11 protein-coding genes and 1 rRNA gene are annotated in these 20,227 nt (G+C 54.9%); 6 read left to right on the top strand and 6 right to left on the bottom strand.

Annotated features, from left to right (window positions below; all coding sequences use genetic code 11):
* Positions 1-39: 39 nt before the first annotated feature.
* The 5 genes from VK92_RS27590 to VK92_RS40750 all read right to left on the bottom strand — a co-directional run bounded on the left by VK92_RS27590 (position 40) and on the right by VK92_RS40750 (position 9,576).
* Positions 40-3,111 carry a hypothetical protein gene (locus VK92_RS27590; protein ID WP_131723235.1) on the bottom strand — a complete coding sequence of 1,024 codons (3,072 nt, stop codon included), beginning with the start codon at positions 3,109-3,111 and terminating at the stop codon, positions 40-42.
* Positions 3,108-4,832 (bottom strand): phospholipase D-like domain-containing protein, encoded by a 1,725-nt coding sequence (locus VK92_RS27585; protein WP_048025598.1) that lies wholly within the window; start codon positions 4,830-4,832, stop codon positions 3,108-3,110. Before VK92_RS27585 ends, VK92_RS27590 begins: the two co-directional genes overlap by 4 nt.
* A 133-nt stretch (positions 4,833-4,965) precedes the next feature.
* Complete coding sequence (locus VK92_RS27580; RefSeq protein WP_048027956.1) at positions 4,966-6,234, bottom strand: DUF6361 family protein; 1,269 nt, start codon at positions 6,232-6,234, stop codon at positions 4,966-4,968.
* Between the two features lie 156 nt (positions 6,235-6,390).
* Positions 6,391-8,133 carry a metallophosphoesterase family protein gene (locus VK92_RS40755; protein WP_165589106.1) on the bottom strand — a complete coding sequence of 581 codons (1,743 nt, stop codon included), beginning with the start codon at positions 8,131-8,133 and terminating at the stop codon, positions 6,391-6,393.
* 969 nt (positions 8,134-9,102) lie between these two features.
* Complete coding sequence (locus VK92_RS40750; RefSeq protein WP_082160905.1) at positions 9,103-9,576, bottom strand: very short patch repair endonuclease; 474 nt, start codon at positions 9,574-9,576, stop codon at positions 9,103-9,105.
* A gap of 52 nt (positions 9,577-9,628) precedes the next feature.
* On the opposite strand from VK92_RS40750, the gene VK92_RS27575 reads away from it, so the two are divergent.
* The 6 genes from VK92_RS27575 (at position 9,629) to VK92_RS27550 (ending at position 19,787) form a co-directional block, all read left to right on the top strand.
* A complete protein-coding gene (locus VK92_RS27575) occupies positions 9,629-11,173 on the top strand; it encodes a DNA cytosine methyltransferase (protein WP_048025597.1) in 1,545 nt (514 codons plus the stop codon).
* Between the two features lie 761 nt (positions 11,174-11,934).
* Positions 11,935-13,383 carry an ATP-binding protein gene (locus VK92_RS27570; RefSeq protein WP_231600706.1) on the top strand — a complete coding sequence of 483 codons (1,449 nt, stop codon included), beginning with the start codon at positions 11,935-11,937 and terminating at the stop codon, positions 13,381-13,383.
* The gene (locus VK92_RS27565; protein ID WP_053076306.1) at positions 13,383-16,115 is read left to right on the top strand and encodes a Z1 domain-containing protein; all 2,733 of its coding nucleotides are present in this window, start codon (positions 13,383-13,385) and stop codon (positions 16,113-16,115) included. The genes VK92_RS27570 and VK92_RS27565 overlap by 1 nt, the downstream gene beginning before the upstream one ends.
* Positions 16,102-17,079, top strand: a complete 978-nt coding sequence (locus tag VK92_RS27560) for a PD-(D/E)XK motif protein (RefSeq protein WP_165589105.1) — start codon at positions 16,102-16,104, stop codon at positions 17,077-17,079. Before VK92_RS27565 ends, VK92_RS27560 begins: the two co-directional genes overlap by 14 nt.
* Complete coding sequence (locus tag VK92_RS40745) at positions 17,069-19,177, top strand: AIPR family protein (RefSeq protein ID WP_082160903.1); 2,109 nt, start codon at positions 17,069-17,071, stop codon at positions 19,175-19,177. Before VK92_RS27560 ends, VK92_RS40745 begins: the two co-directional genes overlap by 11 nt.
* A 277-nt stretch (positions 19,178-19,454) precedes the next feature.
* The gene (locus tag VK92_RS27550) at positions 19,455-19,787 is read left to right on the top strand and encodes a hypothetical protein (RefSeq protein ID WP_048025593.1); all 333 of its coding nucleotides are present in this window, start codon (positions 19,455-19,457) and stop codon (positions 19,785-19,787) included.
* 242 nt (positions 19,788-20,029) lie between these two features.
* On the opposite strand, the gene rrf is transcribed toward VK92_RS27550, so the two are convergent.
* Positions 20,030-20,142: ribosomal RNA gene (rrf, locus tag VK92_RS27545) — 5S ribosomal RNA — on the bottom strand.
* Between the last annotated feature and the right edge of the window lie 85 nt (positions 20,143-20,227).

Raw genomic sequence — 20,227 nt, 5'->3', positions numbered from 1 at the left:
CAGGCTGCTCGTCGCAGACAGACGTGAGCTTGTCATCATTCACCGCGGCGGAACCAAGTTGAGTGAGGCAGACGCAGCCCACTCCGGGGTTACAGTCGAGTCGACTTCAAGTTCTTCAAGCAGGGGCTCCGGATTGGTCGTTCCCAGCACGAGACGGTAAAGTGCGCGAGCGCGCTCCAGTAGTTCGCGTTGTTGATGCTCGCGACTGCCAGCTGGTGCGAAATAGCATTGGACTGTTTCGGCCTCGTCAAGGCACCACCACGGCTGCATCTGTGTTGCTGGATCTTCGATGGTTGTGGCCCATTCCGAAATAGACGCCCACGGGCTTGCGTTCGCTGGCAACATTGGGCGCTCCTTGTGGCTTGCCAAAGCACGCCGTATTGCCAGCCCTGCGAACCGCGCGACGCGACCCTCACGCTGCTCCAATTCCACAGGGCCGCGAGCAGGATCCCAATGGCAGACGGATCTGCACCATAAATGGAAATCGAGGCCTTCCTGGCCGACGCTGGTCGTCGATACGACATACGGCCAGAAAGGGCTGTTGAACGCGTGCCGCACCTGGTCGGGACGCGCGGGGCGCTCGCCGGACAACTGATTGGACTCGGTCTTTCCTGGGTGCAAAGGCATGGCGACGTGGCAACGCAAGTCAAAGCGACTCGTGTTCTTTCCGCGCTCTCGGAACAGCGCTCGGCCACCGGAGACATTTAGTGCATCTGTGAGCTCTTTCAGTCCCTCATCCCAAGGCTTGCCCGATTTCGCCATGGTCCAGAAATGCTCGTCCAGCACTGACTCGAGATTGCCGGCGACAACGGCTGCTCGCAGAGCCGAGGGATAGTCCTTGGATCTTCCCCTTGTTTTGCCTTCAGATCGAAGACCGGCTCTACGGAGAGTAGTTGCGAACCACGGCTTATCGAAATACTTTCGGAAGCCTCCAAGCAGCAAGGCCTGCACCGCTTCGCGTTGCATGGCACCGCGCGATGGTTCCGGCTTGTCAGTTGGAACTTGCGTCCAATGACGGCGAAGTGCTCGCTCGACGACTACTCCTGGTGAATCGAGGGTAAGGTTCACAAGGAGATCAAATTCTGATTCGGCGAGAACATTGAACGCCGGATCGGCCTTCGCCTCCCAGTCGCTCAGTGCCGATTCTGCGGCCTGTCGAGCGACCGAGCCACCTGACACGAGCGCCTTCACCCAGGCGTCGCGTCCTGCATTCCAGCTCCCTTGCCGCATTTCGAGTGAAATGAGAAGCACATGCGGTTTCATCAGCTTGCGCTTCACTTGCTTCAGTACTTTTATCTTCAAACGGTCGCGGAGTTGTCGACGAATTACCGCCTTCGCTGCTGCGACCGTTTTGGGTACACCTCGCAAGAGCGGGTTCGCTGAAGCCAAAAACGAACTCGCGAAGAAAAGAGTGAAGATCGCAGGCGCGTCGGCAGTCACCTTAAAGTGGGAAGCTCTCGCGACGGCTTCATACCCCTTCCTAGCCTCGCGTGCCGAGCCGAGCATGCGAGTTTCTACGTCATAGCTCACAAGACCTGAAACAGCGGCGGGCGTGGCCGCGAAGCGGCTGAATACCAGCACCTTTCCATCGACTCTCGACGCATTCGACGAAGACCATGGCCCTTTCAACGTCCACCATGGCAGCGATGGCCGCAACCACGGAAGCGACAAAGAGCTCGCAGGCAGCGCCGCGAATAGCCCCCGCAGCTTCGGGTGCGGCCAGCTTCGCGGGATAACCCCGTCGGCGATTTCCTTTCGACGAAGAATCGGCTTCGATCCGGTGAATCGCGTGCCCTTCCAGCACTGATATTTCGAACCAAGCGTCTGAATCGGCGCTGGTACCGAGGCCCAGAGTGGAACCGCCCACGGTTGCACATGGTTGTCCATAGGTGTAGCAAAGTCCTCAAACACTCGCAGATCGGCGAGCGACAGAGGCGGAGCGTCGAGCAGCATCCCTTGGCGCTTTTGTCGCGGCCTCTCTGTCCTGCACATCACTTTCAGCAGCAACCGGGTGAGTTCCTCCCGCGCCTGACAAGCGGCGGTCGAATCCGGCGAGTTTCTTCTGAGCTCATTCTCGACAATACCGAACTGATCCCGGACCCGCTGAAAGTGATGTACTCCTCGTGCGTCGTGTTCGAAGAGAAACCTGACGATTTCGAAGAAATCGCTGTCGCCGTCTTCGTGGCGGTGGCGTGCGTTGATACCGGACGCAAGCGCCTCGTATGGCGTCGCAGACAACATCAGAAGACGTGCCGGCTCCGTGCGAGCCAATAGAATGTCAATGATATTCTTCTGAGCCCCACGCACGCGGGGATCCTTCGAAAGATCCTTTTCGCTGCGGGACATGAGTTCTCGGAACCTCTGGAACTCATCGAAAATGATTAGGTCGGGTTTTAGCGCGCGTAGGACTGCCGCTGCCATGGCGTTCCGCACGATGGATGCCATCAGGGCCGCATTTTCATTCAGAAGCTTGTCGAATGCGTTCCAAAAGTGCGTGCGGCTGGCAGCGACAGCAATCATCAATTCGCTGCGAAAAGCTCTCAGAATGCGCCGAGTCTCTAAATCATTTTCCCGGACCTTTGCGGTGAGGCTCGCCCGGTACTTCCTCACATACTCGTCAAACTTTGCGACACCCATTGAAAGGTGCTCCTGCATGCGCTTGCTCCGCCTTCCTCGGAGATGTTGCAGGAAGGCGCAGCCTAATGCACGTTCGAGAGCATGGCCGCGCTGCAGCCCTTGGCGACCGCCGGAATACGCGGTCGATGGCGTCAAAGTGAAAAGCCTTACTTTTCTATGCCGAGGCAAGTCGCTGAGAGGCAGCAAGCTCGGTCGGTCGATCTTTGTGCGCGCTGCGGCGATCTCGTCCTCGTCGAGGAACGACAGTAGTGAATCTGCGTTTTGCGACGCGATTGGTTGGCTGCTGCAGACATAGAAGACCGTGAGGCAGCTGCGTTTCTCGTCCGTCAAGGCCTCGATGACGCCGCGGGCCACCATCGTCTTGCCCAATCCAGCCTCATCCGCCACGAGGAATCTGCGTGCCGATCCACGATTCAAAGCAGCAACAACATGCCGGATCGTGGCTCGCTGGAAAGCCTTCGGTTGACGCTTCACCTCTCACCTCCGCCGAGTGCGACCTGGACGGCCCCCCAACTTAGTAAAAGTGATTGCAGTTGCCGAAGCTCCGCGCGATCGGACGATGTCGAAGCGATGTGCGCGCTGGCTAATTCAAGTACCTTCGAAGCACGCTGCACGACATCCGGCCCCGACGCGCCGGCTCGCCGCCAAGCTGCCAATACCGATTCCAACGAAAATCCCAACAGGCGAGACTTCTCGCGTTGCCGCTCCTTCTGGGTCGGATTGTGATCCCATTGGTGGCGATCAATATCTGACAAACCATGTGTCTCGAGTTCGTCCGCAAACAGGTCGAGCAGGCCCGAAAGGCCCAAGTACGAAGAAGCCATCGCATCGTCGCGCTCGTCTGGGAGCCCTCCGTCGAAAGTTGCGCTCTGCAGCCAATGCAATGAGTGTCCATCGCACGTCAACTCGAGATGCAAGAGTTCGCTTTCCTTCTCGAGCTTTGCACTGGGCAGTCGCGCCTCCGAAGCGCCATTCGGCCATAGTGTTCGCGGTTCGCACATTCGCCCAACGTAAAGACACGCGTTAAGTGGTAGTTGTGGCGGCACTTCGGCGCGTACGATAACTTCTCCGCTCGCTTCCCGGTACTGACGAAGCTCCAGTCTTGCTGCGACCTCTTTTCTCGTTTCCTCCAGAGTATCCTGCACGGTCGACGTCGTTGGTACGGGCTTCAGTGAAGCCAACTCGATCCGATGACACCGCTGCTTAAAAGCGTGAAATCCTTCGGCGAGCGCCACCGCAGCGGCCGCATCGCGTGAAGTCTCGATGTGGGCGTAGATCTCGGCGTTCGACCGCCAACCTCGCTGTGTAAGATTCGGACTCCCCAGATAGAGGATGTTGCGGTCCTTGTACTGGGCCCATATGAACTTGGCGTGAAGGCCTCTTGCCTCGGGATCTTGATCATGCTCCCCGGAATCTACTCCTTCAATGTCTAACGCGTCCTCGCTGACTGGCGAGAGCGAATAGAGTTGCGAGTAATCTGCCAGCGCGTCGCTGTTTTTCTTTGCGATGGTCTCCAGCGACGGGCGAGTCGAAACTAACGCCCGATCCGCTGTGCCTGTGGAAGTTGCTAACTTCTTTAACGTGGTAACGTCCAGAAAAGGCGCGGTCGCAATCAGGCAATCGGGGAAGGCCGGTAGTACAGGAAACTGCCGCGATGCGCTGCGCTCCACATGAAGACCGATTTCCTTGATCTTAATGCCGCGCGGGACGTCCCAAGTTAAACCATCCAACTCACCCAGCAACGGCGCCCATGTGGCAAGCAGCTCCGCGGCCTGCGCGAGGCTCTCCCCCAGTTGGCGAACGCCGGAGACAGTATTACCAGTTGTGCCCGCGCTAGTCAGGAAAAGGGCAAGGTCCCAACTGTCGTCCTTCGTAAAGTTCCGGCTCCCGAGCCAAAGCCTCCATAGGAAAGCGGGCTCTCCTCTTTTCAGTATGTTGTTGTCCGCCGGCCGATAGCGCAGCAAACAAACCTTCGGGTGCCAAGATCTACCGAACTGTCCCGCTTCGTCGTAACGCATCGGGACCACGAACCGGTCAAGCATGCCCGGAAGCGCCTCTAAACTCCGCGGTGCGGAGATGCGCCCCTCCTGGAGCAGGAAATGGACACGGCCTTTAAGTGCGCGCATGGCTCGCACCAAAGCTACGCGCGAGCCCTTGGCGTTGTCCTTGCTCCTATTGATCATCGCAAGCAGCATCGCACAAAGCACCGAGGGGTTTGCCGAATACGATGCGCACAAAGCGCGATCCAGTCGCCAACCTTCCGGGGGTGAAAGGTGATTCAACAGTGGCACCGATGGCAGGTGCTTACGTATTTCCAGATCGGACTTATCAAGTGGATCCGGCTTTTGCGCGGTTCTGTTTTTCCGGGGCTGCATGCAAGTCAACGAGTAATTGGCGAACGTTGTTCCATCGGAAATGCAGTGGCTCGGCCTGTGCCCCCGCTTCCTTTTCTGCCCAGAGTGCGAGCCTGGCCCTTGCGACATCGGTCTCACCAAGACGCGCTCTTCCCTTTTTTCGATACCGCTCCGTACTCCGGTAGCAGGGCAGAAGCGCGTCCACCGACTTCTTCCTCCCCCTAATCCACTCTTGTGTTTCGGTGAAGAGTTGGGGCAATGGATCGTCTGGTAGAAACTTGATCCCCCTTTGCGAAAGTTCGTTGAGATCCAGTGAGATGGCCGTGTCCGCGTGCTCTTCGAGCAGCGCTCTCAGGCGATCGCGATGTGGGCCGACGGATCCGAAACCAATGTCGGCAGCATGGCGTTCCACCATCGCTAGGTACAGCGCTCGACAAACGCCACCCAGGGACGAACATCTACGTGCAAACTCAAGCATCTGTTTGTGCTGATCCGTTGCTACGCTGTGCACGATCAGATCGAGCCACGGCCGATCGGCGGTCGGCGCTTTGTCGGTTATCGCGAGATTCGAGAGGAGACTTTGCTGGGCCCGTGTATCGACCACCGCTCCGAGGTGCTTTTTGAGAAATGTCGACTCGTCGGGCCGCAGATCGAATGTGTCAGGAGATTCGTCCCAAAAACTGTCGGGTTCACGAGGAAGACTCGCGAACGGCAAGGGGGCATCCGAGAGGGGGCGTCCTTGCTCGTCTTTTACACCACTGCGGAGTGTAGATTTCGCATCAATGAGATGGCGAAGGACTTGATCCCTGGTCAGCCCTCGGAAACGCGGGGAAAGAAGCCCCCACGCCGACAGTGCTGTCCAATACGAAAAAGACGGTGGTTGCGAGGCCGGGTTGGGGTACTTCCTCCGTCCGATCACGCCGTCAGCGTTGGGGGCGTCCTTCAGCCCGTCGACTAGCTTCTTAGTCAGTCGTACTTCCAGCTGTTCAAGCGCTTTGCCCGGCGAGCGCGGCGAATCTTCGGCTGCCCGCATCATCATCCACGGGACGAAGAGCGCGTAGCGCAGTCTTGTGTGAAGAACTGAGGTTCCGGGAAAGAGCGTGTCAGAGATTACTTGGTGCAGTTGCAGGATCCCCAGTTCGTCCCGGACACCCTTGCTCTCATCGAGTAGCGCGCGCTCCGCTTCGGCGACGTCATGCTTAGAGACAAGAACCCAGCCGATGATGTTTTGTGCCTTCGCCATCCACTTCGCCCCTGATGCATCTGGTCTCCTCCGTCACGGATGAGTTTAGCCAACTATATCAGACGAAATGCGGCCTCATTCGCAGCGCAAGCGTCCCATTGGAACTCGAGCATTAACACGTCCGCCGTTCTCACCCCGGGCTTGTGGAAGTGAGGTCTAGGGCGTAACTCTGCGACTCGAAGGCAATGTATTCAGGCGACACGCCCCTCTATCGGTAGCTAGTTCGACAACCCGCCAGCTTCCGTGGCCAACTCGTCCGTGGGACCCGACTGTCGCCGATGCAGTAGCAATTACAGAAACTTCGCTATTCTCGACGACACCCATATATTCTCGATGGCGATGCCCATGAAACACTACCGACGGCTCTCCTCGCCTTGTGAGCATCTCCACTAGCTCGATCGCATTTTCGAACACCAAAAATGCACTCTTGAATCTGTCTCGCCAGTTGTTGCCCGATGGAATCGCAAGATGGTGATGTAATGCTATCGCGAAGCACTCAAACTTATCGGCTGTCTCTGCCATAAGGGATTCGCACGTCGAAATCGCACTTGACGGCATTGCTCCGATCGCGTTGGTCATATTAACCGAGGCCGCCTTAATACTATCGAGAAGAATCAAACCAACTTTTGGATTACCGGATTGCACCACCATTGGAAACATATCGTCCCAAATCTGATTCATCGCGGTTCGCGGCCCCACGCTGCTGCCAATGTGAGCATGGATCGCTGCAGAATGACTCTCAAAATAATCCTTAAGCTTTGTTAATTTTTTTGTTCGTTTATCGATAAGATACGCGCGCTCTCCCATCAGCTCTGTCATCACGCACATTGCGCGAATTTGGCGCATTCGACGTCCGAAGCTATCGAGTCGCTCCGCCTTTAGAAATACCACAAGCTTCAACCAGTTTAGGCATCGCTCAACATAGTTGCCTTTCTTCGCACCACCTTGCTGAAGATTGAGATCGTGGTTTCCTGGCAACAGGATTACCTTATTGCGCAGACTTTCAGGTAAGAATCGTAGAAAGCGATGCCACGATTCCGCCGCACCATCATCGGTAATATCACCCGTAAGCAATACGGCTTCGCAATCCATAGCATCGTTTTCGATGGCTCCGAACACTGCACGCAGCGACTCATCTGAAATCGACTCTCCGGTTTCAATCATGCCGGTGCGCTCACATGCTGTTATATGTAGGTCCGATGCATGAACCAGTCGGTAGGCGGGCACGGTCGCATTACTAGCAAGCTTTATCTCTTTAGCGTCATCGTACTTTGGCTTGGCGAAAATTACTCTCCACTTTCTAGAAAATCCAAATCGAATCGCGAGCACGGAAATTGTTGCATTTACGAGCACGCCAAATGTAAAAACAAGCATTTCAGGTGTCATGAAATGCGACAGCGCAGTTCCGGCGTTGAATCGGTGGGGGATCGCCGGGGAAAATTGTGCCGTTATTCTAACGCCCCATAGGATTAGCAAAAATACGCCAAAGACCGCCAGCCAACCAACAGCTTTTCGGATGTACCAGAAGCGATCCGAAACTAAGGCATAGCAAATTGCCTGAACAATAACAACCGGCCTCCCCACAAAATCTTCAAGATGGTGACCGAAATCGGCTAGCATTTCTGGAACCCTGTGCCATACAGCGGACGTCATGATGAACATCCCCGCACTTACGCCAACAACAGCGAAGTCCTCAATTTCCATTGGCATTTTTGGGTTAGCAGCGGAAGATCCGAGTGCCGCCACTATAGCGGTTATATACAGAATTGCCGTAGTTAGCCATATATAAACCGCTGCACCGACAAATACCAGATTAACAAATCTCTTAGCAGCCCATGTATGCTCTGGTTTTTTGTGTTCCGCCGTACGGCGAAGCAATAAGATCAAGTCATTATTCAAGTATTGCCCCTTGTTTTGAAGAGGTATCCGCATTTACGTCATCAGTATAGCCAACAGCCTAATGCGCCGCACCGACCACACTTCATTTATCGGCACGTTTTCCAGAAAAATTAGGAGCTTTATCTCAGGCAGCGAGTCTTCCTCACGGAGGTATTCGGCACAACTGTCTGGGACGCGGCAAAATGCGGCGCTTACGTTGCAACGCTGAATTGCTGCTGCTCGAGCGAGGCAGGTAACGTCGACACCACTTCCGCGTGCAACAGGTCGACGAGGTTCGCTGCAGGGTGCAATTTCGCTTCCGATAGGCCGGGTGCGTTGCGTGATACTGACGCCAATAGTCCGGATGCCGTGCACGCCACGTCGCCTGCACGCGCGCGTCGTTTTCTCGATAGTCGGGCCGCCGCACATATGCCGACGCTGCCAACGGCGCCGACGCTCCCGCCTGCATGTTGGAGCGGAGCAATAGCGTTGCTTCGAAATGTGTAAACGCGGGGTATAAAATAGTGCCACATGCTAAACAGCAGTGGGCAGTGCCCGTGGCGTGCTCCTCATTCGGAACAACCCGGAGCATGGCTTGAAGGGCGTTGTGGCCGGTCGTGCGTCCACCAGCACAAAGTTGCCGGACATCCCCGGAAAGGTCGTCATGTTGGGACGAGCATCCCAGTCTAACGAATTCGTGTCACAAACCCGGCCAGTTCAACTATTTCGGTTCGGGCGGTCAAAGAGACGGACCGAATTCGTTAGCAAGTGCTTGATTCTCAAGGGGGCGCAGTCTAACTAATTCCGTCTCCCTGCACGTCCGTCGGGCGCTAGGGTAGGTGCGACTGGCCTAGCGCCGAACATCACGACAAGGGAACTTACCCAAGGTGTTCGGTGCGTGTCCCGTCGCACTCGCGCTCTGATTCTCGAAGTCGAGCTCCAACTATGGATCGCATATCCGTCGTTGTGGAGACGATTTCCTGCGGGCAGTCAACAGTTAGACTGTGCTTCCCCTGCTACCTCAAGCTTGATGAGAGGCGGCCATTCAAGCCACTCAACTCCACTGATGACTGCGGCTGGTAGCCAGTCAAGCGACTGTTTTCTGATGCCACACTCCCACAGGATGAACACACGCCATCCCTGTTGTTGCAGCGACTCTATAGCAGCCTGATCTCTCAAGACATTCTGCTTGAATTTTTCCTGCCAAAACTCTGCGCGCGTGGCAGGTGTCGTGGTGAATTTGCAGCCCGCATGGCGATGCCAGTAGCATCCGTGAACGAAGATGCACAGGTTGTGCCGCCGCAACACAATGTCCGGCTTGCCCGGAAGGTTGGGAACATGCAGCCGGTAGCGCAGTCCGGCTGTATGAAGCACACGCCGCACCGCTATTTCCGGTCGTGTATTTGTGCCCCGGATGTTACCCATCATACGAGAGCGGGTTTGCTCGTCGACCACGTCTGTCATTGCGCTGTCGATCCTGGTATCCTGGCGATCTCGAAAACTTTACCGTAATCCAATGACCCTTGTTGTAGATCTGTTTGCGGGCCCCGGAGGCTTGGGCGAGGGCTTTGCCAGTCACGATGATGATTTCGACATCGTTGTATCTGCCGAAAAGGACCCGGTAGCTCGAGAGACGCTTCGTCTACGCGCTTTTTACCGTTACCTAAGGCGCAATCAGCCAGAACAACTGCACGACTACTTTGCCTATTGTCGCGGGCAAAGTAACTCGCCCGTAAGCGAGGATAGCAAACATGCGTGGGATTACGCCAACGCCGAGGCTCAAATCATCGAGTTGGGCAGCAGCGCTGGCAACAGCCAGCTTTACAAAATACTGGATGGGAAGCGGTTGGGCCCGGCGCAGCCGTGGGTGCTGATCGGCGGGCCGCCCTGCCAAGCCTACTCGTTAGTTGGGCGCGCACGCAACAAAGGTATTCAGGAATACCGTCCTGAGAATGATCATCGCCACTTCTTGTATCGTGAATACTTGAATATTATTGGGCGCTACCAGCCGGCGGTGTTCGTGATGGAGAACGTGAAGGGCATCCTGTCCGCCAAGGTCGGCAACGAGCAAATTTTTCATTCGATCCTGCGCGATCTGTCCGCTCCCGGTGAGGCACTCGGCTTGGACGAGCATGATTTGCGCTATCGCATCTGCTCGCTGGTCTGTGATACCGAGTTTCACTCCGGCGATGATCTTGCGGCCATCAACCCGGCTGACTACATTATCCGCGCCGAACAGTTTGGTATCCCGCAGGCGCGCCACCGCGTCATCCTGCTGGGCATTCGCGAGGACTTTCATCGCGATGTACCGCATCCGACCCTGACACCGGTGGCCGAAGAGGTGAGCGTTGGCCAAGTGATAGGTACCCTGCCACCACTGCGCAGCCGGCTTAGTAAGGAAGCGGACAGCCCGAAAAACTGGCAAGCGGCTGTTCATTGGTATGCCGCCAATCTGGCTAGGCAGGCGCGTAGTACACTCCAGCCAATCCTGAACGGGATTGCCAATTCCGACCTGCGGTCCGAACACACCGGGGGGTTACGATATGTCGACGATGCTGTCGGATACGATGGACGTACCGGTGTGCGAGCCTTGGATGAATGGTTGCGGGACGAGCGGCTGGCCGGCTTATGGCTCAATCATGAAGCACGGGGGCACATGCGTAGCGACCTCGGGCGTTATCTGTATGCCGCAGCGTTTGCCGAGGTGCTGGGGACGTCTCCCAAGGGGCATGCCGACTTCGATCTTGACATGCTGCGGCCCGAGCACAAAAACTGGGAGACCGGCAGTTTTGCTGACCGATTTCGCGTTCAAATGGCCGGGCGGCCTTCGACCACCATCACCAGCCACATATCTAAGGATGGCCACTACTTCATCCATTATGACGCTCTGCAGTGCCGTAGCTTGACTGTGCGCGAGGCCGCGAGGCTGCAAACGTTTCCCGACAATTACTTTTTCGAGGGCAACCGTACTCAGCAGTATCACCAAGTCGGCAACGCTGTTCCTCCGCTGCTGGCAAGCAAGGTTGCGTCTCTAGTCGCCCAGTTCATTCGGATGGCGTAGCCGAGCTGCGTGCTGTTGCACGTACAGCAACGCCTTACTTTTGTGTAAAGATGCGTCAATATCTCTGAAAATTTTCGCTCTTTCGTTCGAAAAAATTTCACGGACATATCTACTCGGTATATATTGCCGATTGTGTCTGGCTAGTGGGCCACCAAATCTCGCTGCAAGCAGGAGTTTGACCAGCTCCTGAATTAGCGTCGCTAAAACAATTCGTCGAGGAAGCGAGGGCAGTCGATGGCAGCCCCGAGCGAATGCCCAGAAAAATGAATATCGGACCAACGTTTGAAACAAGCACGCAATTTGCCCAAGCAGGCAAGCTGTGCATAGACACGTTCGGTCACTCATCGGGAATCGTACAATCTTCCCCTGCTTTTAGCGCCTCGTCGAGCGATGCGTGCGCTCATGCGCTATGGTCGAAATCATATCGTCGTTATTCCAACTCGCCACAGCCGCGATTGCATAAATCGTCCGCTAGAACGCCACTAGTTCATGCCGCTTGGCACCTGTCACGGCCAGCGCCACCGGAATGCCTCTGGGCGTCTACGATGAAACCTCGCTTGCTCGCCGGCCGTCAGATTCGACTCGGTTTCCGTGCTCCTTAGTCGGTACGCTGTCTCGATGATCCGATCTGTCCATGTGAGTTGTCAGTATCGCTCATGGCCTGGTGCGGCTCCGCATGCCCCAATTTATTGGGGGTGTGAAGTAGCGAGCCCTCGCTATTCCGGTTGCTGTTCGTATTTGTTTACTCGAGGTTACCAATCTTGACTGAAACACTAGAGGTACTCCCGGATCCAGCCAGTCTCATCGAATCAATGCGTGCGATCGGATATACAGCGGAAACTGCCGTTGCGGATCTTGTCGACAACAGCATTTCTGCCAACGCGTCGACGGTTCGTATCGAATACGACGCATCGCAAGAGCCGTTCGTCGCCATTCTTGACGATGGTCATGGCATGGATGCGACAGAGCTGACAAATGCCATGCGACATGGAAGCCGCAATCCTGCGGAGATCAGATCCTCGCAGGACCTTGGTCGATTTGGACTAGGTCTAAAAACTGCGTCGCTGGCACAGTGTCGCAAGCTGACTGTCGTCAGCAAGCAGGGCGACAATATACATGCTCGATGCTGGGATCTCGATTTCGTGCAAGCTGAGAACCGGTGGGTAGTGGTCGTTCCTTCGAGAAACGAACAGGAGCGGCTCCCGATGTACGAGCACCTTATATCCTCGAAGAGTGGAACGCTCGTGGTCTGGCAATCTCTCGACAGGCTCATGTCAGGGTCGACCAATCCTGCAGAAGAGATGAAAAGCCGCATGTCGGATCTCTATAATCATCTCTCATTTGTATTCCATCGGTTCACACGAAAGGAAGGGCCATCCCAAGCCATCGACATTACCGTAAACGGTCTGAAACTGAAGTCCTTGGACCCCTTTCTTAAGGACAATAGCTTCACGCAACCGCTGGAGGGACAAGAAATTCGGATCGAGCGCGAACTGATCACAGTGCAGCCATATGTTCTCCCGCACATGAGCCATTTGACCGCTGATCAGATCAACGTTGCAGGAGGGCGAGAAGGGCTTCGCAGCAACCAAGGCTTTTACGTCTACCGGAATAGACGATTAGTAATCTGGGGTACTTGGTTCAGGCTGGCACCGAAGGAGGAGTTCTTCAAACTAACTCGAGTGCAAGTAGATATTCCGAATTCCCTCGACCACCTCTGGTCGCTCGACATCAAGAAGTCGGCCGCGTACCCACCTGACATCATCCGGAACCGGCTACGCGACCTAATCCCCCACTTCGCCAACACGAGCCGAACGACCATCACATACCCAGGGAGAAAACAAAAGCTGCAGAGCGGCTTTCATCCCCTTTGGGAAAGAGTGGAACCGTCACACGGCACCTTCCGCTACCAGCTAAATTCCGACCATCCAGTTATCAGGAAGCTGTCCGATAACCTAGATATGGCCTCGCAGAAGGCATTGCAGCAGATTTTCGAGTTGATTGCCGTTGCGCTGCCGTTCGAATCCATCTATTCGGATATGTGCTCGGACAAGCGGTCCACCGACACGGCCGACCAGCAGGCCGAAATTCTTACGTTGGCGAGCAGGATAATGGAAGTAACGAAGTTGAATATCGAGACAGTGATGGCACTCGATCCCATTGGAAGGTTCCCGCAATACCACGACATCCTTCGCAAGGAACTTGGCTGATGAATGACTATTCGATTGACCATGTTGGCATGGCGATGAGCATCATCAACGGACGTCCGTTGACCGACGTACTGCTTGAGGAGGTCTTGAGCATGCTATCCAAGGTGGACGCCAACCTTGGCCAAGAGGGACTCAAGCGCGTACGCAACAAGCTGGAGTCGACGATTGGCATTCGAATGGCCGTCGGCGAGGTCATCCGACAAAGCGCCCATGCGCCATGGGTTTCCGACGCAAAAGGTACGATCGAATGGCACTATTGGGACAGCTACAAGCGGTTGCTTGCTTCGCAAGGGTGGAGTCCGAACGTAGTCCAAGTTCTTGATGAGGACACAGACAACATTCTGACCGAATGCGGAAATCCCGCGTGGTCCGGATCTTGGGACATCCGCGGGCTTGTCATGGGCGATGTCCAGTCGGGAAAGACAGCAAGCTACAGCGGCCTGATAGCGAAGGCTGCCGATGCAGGGTATCGCGTAATCGTCCTGTTGACAGGCATGATTGAGGATCTACGCCGCCAGACGCAGGAAAGACTGGACTCCGGGTTTGTGGGTCGGGACAGCCGCGACATCTTTGGAAACAGCCGAGATATGCAGGCTATTGGCGCTGGCATCTATCGAAGTAAATCGGCGAATGTTCTTACATCAGTGGATTTCGATTTTCTGACAAACAACGCCAGGATCCTTGGGGGGATACCGCTTTCCAATATCAGTGAACCGATTCTGTTCGTAATGAAGAAGAACAAGTCCCCCCTTGAAAATCTTGCAGGGTGGCTCGAAGCGCAACTGAGACTGTCGGGTCACTCAAAGCATCCGCTGCCACTGCTGGTCATCGACGACGAAGCAGATAACGCGTCTGTGAATGTACGCAAGGAAGGAGAGGAACCTGCCACAATCAATGCCCTCATCCGGTGCATTATCGGCAAGTTTTCCTGTTCTTCGTATGTCGCATATACGGCGACGCCGTTTGCGAACGTCTTTATCAATCCAGACAATGAAACGGACCTCTTTCCCTCTAATTTCATTTACAGCCTGAACACGCCGTCGCACTACATCGGTGCCAGCAGCATCTTTCTCGAAGATGGTAAGCACTATCATCAGCTACGTGACATCGATGATGCCGAAGCCAGCTTCCCCTATATCCACCGGAAGGATTATCCGGTCAACGAACTTCCGGACAGTCTCAAGAATGCCGTACGAGTCTTCCTGCTGAGCTGTGCAATTCGTGACATTCGAGAAGAGGAGCTACGCCACCGCTCCATGTTAATCAACGTCAGCCGTTTTACCGATGTACAGGCTCGAGTGGCGACGATTGTGCGCAACTATCTCTGGAGCCTCCAAGAAGAGATACGCCAGTTCGTACTCAGCATGTCATGGCGCAAGCATCCCGATCTAGTACAGCTGGAATGCCTTTGGCAGAGCGAGTTCTCCGATGCCGGAGTGACTTGGGACGACGTCCGGAAAAAATTGTACGAGGCCGTTGCATCGATCAAGGTCGTCACGATCAATCAGAAATCCGCACAGGATGAAAAACTCGACTATTCCAAATTTAAGAGTACCGAAAAGGGCCGACGTGTAATTGCCGTTGGCGGGCTGACGCTATCGCGAGGACTAACACTTGAGGGGCTTTGCGTAAGCTACTTCTATCGAAATTCTAAGGCCTACGACACCCTTCTTCAGATGGGTCGATGGTTCGGCTACCGACAGGGATACGAAGACCTCTTCCGGATCTGGATGGATCCTGAGGCGCAAGATTGGTACGCACACATTGCAGGAGCAGTAGCTGAGCTTCGTACAGACTTCAAGCGTATGAGCGCCAACCGGCTCCCGCCCTCGCAATTCGGCATTCGCGTCAAGTCCCATCCGGATACGCTGATCGTGACGGCCCAGAACAAGATGCGGAGCGCCCGCGATGTCGCGCACTCGATATCTTTCAGCGCATTCGGCGCGGAAACGCCCTTCATTCCGAAGGCCTCTCTCCTCAATGAGCAGAACATAAACCGGGTTGCAGTGTTTGTTCGCGACGAAGGCGAGGCCGATCTGAAGGGCAATCGGTACATATGGAAGAACGTTCCGAAGAAGCGAGTCGCCGCTCTCCTTTCCGAGCTCAATATCAGCAACATGAACATGCCCTTCCTGCCTGATGTCGACAAAGGGGACCGACCGCTATTTCGTTTCATTGAGAAGAACAGCTACGACCAGCTGGATCACTGGGACGTCTGCATACCTCAAGGGCGGGGGGATGTCGTCCCAGGCATCGAAGTGCCAATTTCCGGCGGGCCCACAGGTGGCGTGCGATGCCGGAAGCGCCAGTTCGAACGAACAGCGAAGGGCGTCCCCTACCTGAGGCTCAACAAGCAGCGGGTCGGTGATACAAGCGATGAGCGTGTGGAAATGGAGGATTCGCAGCGCGAAGATGCCGACCGCGCTTGGCAAGAGGAGCGTACCAAGGACTCGAAGAAGGGTGAGAGTACGCCTGGGTACATGTACCGGCGCTATCGCGCCACGCCATTGCTCACGGTTCACTTCATTCAGTGCGAGGCACCAAGCGGAAAAAATTCGGACAAGATGCTGACCGTCGACGAAGTGGGCTCCGCCCCAATGGTCGCAATTAGCCTCAGCTTTCCAGACTTCGACCCGATGTCCAAAGGCGAGAAAGTCGTATATCGGCTGAACCAGGTTGCGCTGCGTGATCTCTTTGGTGATGAAGAGGAGGATGATCTTGACACGGATTGAAGCGCTCTGGCGCGCGATCAGGCAGGAAGAAACCGGAAACCGAATCTCCGAAGGAGAATTCAGGCTAGTTCGAATTGATCCGCACCATCCCTTTGAAATCTATGCTGGCGTTGATGCAACTGGATCGGTGATGCTCGCTGTGGGCGTAAGCATGCGGCCGCCGGCCATCGATGCCGACACAGGTGCGCTCAACTACATTCGCGTCCTCCGTGCCGGTGGCAGCTGGGTGATGGCATTGCGCCTATCAGCATCGGAACTGGAGCAGGTATTCGGTCGACTTTGCCAAGACTTGATTGATGCCGCGACGCATGTGGCCACCGAAACGGCTCTTGTCTCGCTCTTCAGGGAACGCCTGCTACTGTGGAAGCGACTTCTTCGGGACGGCACATCCGGTCTCCTCCAAAACTTCCAGGTTAAGGGCCTGATTGCGGAGCTCTTGGCGCTCGAAACGTTCATGATCCACCATCCTGAAGACCCAGCCATGCCCTTGATGTCTTGGGTGGGCCCGTCGGGCACAGACCAAGATTTCCTGTTTGCCAATCGTGCGGTGGAAATTAAGGCTGTTTCACCTACCGCGGACAAGGTGTGCATCACGTCGACAGAGCAGTTGTATGCGGAAGTTCCTCTAGAGCTTCATGTGTATGTGCTTCGTGAGAGTTCGCCGACCGAGGTCGGGGCAATCAGCCTACCCGTTCTAGCCAACCGCATCGAACAGCGACTCGCGGAACAGTCGGACGCGCTAAACACCTTTCGATCCAAGCTGATCGAGGCCGGATACGTCGAGCACGATCATTACCTAGGCGTGTCATTTACTCTGATGGCAAGCAGTCGCTACGCGGTTCGCGATGACTTTCCCCGCCTCATTAGATCAGACGTGCCTGACGCGATTGTCGACCTGACCTATTCGATATTGCTTTCCTCAATTGCGCAGTTTCAGATTCCGGAGACACGCGATGCAGCCTGAATATTTTCTCAACGAGTTGAGTCAGTTGGTGGCGCGCCGAAGTAAGGCAAATCACCTTGTCGATACGTTGGCCTTCGTCAATGAGGTGGCTGAACGGCTCGAAGAGGATCCAGCATTCGGCGAATTCGAGCAGACTGATTACCAGGGTAGCGGCCCCAAAAATAAAACACTGAAGCTTCATGGGTTCACTCACTTCGATGAGTCTGACGGCAGCATCGGCATCGTTATTGGCAAGTGGGAAGACACATTTACCCCATCCACTCTGTCCAAGAGCACGGTAGAGCAGCTATCCGGATGGATGGAGAATTTCGTGCGCGAGGCAATCGAAAATGATCTCTACAGGCGCATCGCAGAAGCCAATCCAGCCTATGAATTTGCTCTGCAACTGAACAACGACGCCCGCAGGATTAACCGAATCCGTCTTCACATCTTTACGAATCTGGTGCTCAGCAGTCGGTTTAAAGAGGAGCTTCAAGGTGAAGTCGCCGGGATTCCGCTTGAACGTCACATCTGGGATCTTCAGCGACTTTCTGCTATCTATCAGTCCAGCCGCGAACGGGAAGCAGTTGAGATCGATCTCGAAGAGCTCGGAGGAACGGGAATCCCTTGTCTTGAGGCGGCACATACGGACGATTTAAACTCGTATCTTTGCATAATCAAGGGCGATCAGCTAGCAGATCTCTTCGACCGCTATGGAAGTCGTCTTCTCGAAGGTAACGTTCGCTCTTTTCTTGGCATGAAGGGCGGTGTTAATAAGGGAATTCGTTCGACTATTCAAGACGAGCCAGATCTTTTTTTCGCATACAACAACGGAATTTCGGCAACAGCGTCTGACGTACGGGTGGAGCCAATGCATGGACAGTCAATGATCACTCGACTCACAGATCTTCAAATTGTCAATGGAGGGCAAACGACTGCCAGCATTTTAAATGCGCGCAAGAAGGACAAGCTCAGCTTGGACGGAGTTTCCGTACAAATGAAGCTCACGCGAGTACGGCCGACGAAAGCTCAACAGCTGATACCCTCTATAGCGGAATTTGCGAATACTCAAAACAAGGTGGCAGCAGCTGACTTCTTTGCGAATCATCCTTTCCATCGGAAAATGGAAGAAATTTCCCGACGACTGCTTACGCGCGCAAAGGTCGGCCAGCGAATTCAAAGCAAATGGTTTTACGAGCGCTCGCGCGGCCAATACCAGAATGAGCGACTATACCTTAGCAAATCTGAAAAATCAGCTTTTGGGAACGAATACCCACCAAATCAACTAATTAGCAAAACTGATCTTGCTAAATATGCCAACACTTGGGATGAAAAGCCATATTGGGTAAGTCTTGGCGCACAGAAGAATTTCTCGAAGTTTGCTGGCAGATTCTCGGCCAAGAGTCCTGACGTGAGCGAAGCAGAAAATTGGGAGCGAATCAGTCCAGACTACGGGGATAACTATTTCAAATCGATGGTTGCAGTAGCCCTGATCTGGAAAAAGATGGAGGACATCGTCGATTCGGGCCGGGGAAATTGGTACGAGGGCGGTTACCGTGCAAACATCGTCACCTACACAATTGCCAAGTTGTTTCGTGACGTAAGGAGGATCGGTGGCGAAATCGATCTTGAACGCATATGGAGCAATCAGGATGCTGGTCCTGAAATTGCCAACCGCCTTGAGCAACTGGCGCCGAGCATTCAAGCGTCACTTCTTCTCCCCCCCCCTGGCGTGAAGAACGTCGGAGAATGGTGCAAGAAGGAAGCCTGTTGGGAAAGCGTTACTGCATTACATTTTCCTTGGGACGAAAGCGTCCGAAAGATCGCAATTGCAAAAGGAGCATTCCAAGAAAGAAAAGCCGAAGCCAAGAAACAAGGGCAGGTCGACGATGGTATCGAGCTTCAAAAAAAGCTGCTCGACCTTACCGTTGCAGGTTACTGGAGCGCACTTCATGCGTGGTCGCGAAAAACAAACCACCTGTCCCAAATGGATATGGGTCTCGTCCTAAAGGCGAGCACACCTCAAGGGTTCCTGGCGATTAAACACGAAAAAGACTGGCGAAAGCTGATGGCTCTCAAAAAATCGGCGGAGGATGAAGGGTTCCGCCATATGGGGTAATAAGCACGAGTGATTGCTGGTGCAAGCACCAGCGCTGTCCGATCACACGTCAAGAAGGCCACCCCATGCATCTATCGATCGGCTATCTAACGAATGCACCGACTTATGAGATGCGCCACGAACTAGACTGCTTGTAGCGCGCGACAAAGAAGACCGCGTCGCTATCACGAATTCGAAGGAAGGCTGAAGAGAGAGCAAAGCAGTAAAAGCGCGGGTCGCATGGGCTGCCACCCATACGACCCGCTGACCACCACCAACTCGCACAAGGAGTCGGAAGATGGCTAACGCCTATAGTAAGTCACGTCCCAAGAAGCTCAAACAGTATCCAAAGGTTGAGCTGACCCTCGGCAACAAGCCTGACCTTCCCCAGGAAGGCCAACCGTACATGCCATGGATGCGCGCCATCGACGCGCACTTCGAGATGTTCGGATTCAAGCCGGGTGATCGCGTCTATCTTCGGTTCAACTTTGATTCCCGAAGGGTCATCATCACGCCCGACTACAACGCGCTGAACTGGCGAGAGCAGCCCTATGGTGCAGCTGCCCAAGAAGAGGACAAGGAGCTGGAATACGCAGCGCTGGCCCCTTTGCGTCGCTCCGTTGTCTGGTAATGGCTCGGCGTGAAGTATCTCGGCACACGCCTTGATGCAAATGGTCCGCGGCGGCGCTGCAAGTAACTTCAACAACCGTCACAACAGACGAAAAGTTGCGCTCTGCTCGCTCGCATTCGACGGCATCGCAAGCATCAGTGCATGCAGCGCGACAAGCATCCATGCCGAGTACTCCGCACGCATTTCCATCGCCGGAAATGCAAAAACCCCCGCCTTTCGGGCGGGGGTTCTTGGCTTAGGGAGCCTGACGATTACCTACTTTCACACGGGAATCCGCACTATCATCGGCGTAGAGTCGTTTCACGGTCCTGTTCGGGATGGGAAGGGGTGGGACCGACTCGCTATGGTCATCAGGCAAAGAGGGTTGTTGCGCTGGCTTCGCAGCACAACCAATCTTGGAAGAAGCAGTAATTTAGGTTGTGTGTATCACACACGAGAAT

Source organism: Burkholderia sp. LK4, from assembly GCF_001043615.1.
GTDB lineage: Bacteria > Pseudomonadota > Gammaproteobacteria > Burkholderiales > Burkholderiaceae > Burkholderia > Burkholderia cepacia.
The sequence above is the reverse complement of the archived record's forward strand: the minus strand, read 5'-3'. Positions and strand labels throughout refer to the sequence as shown.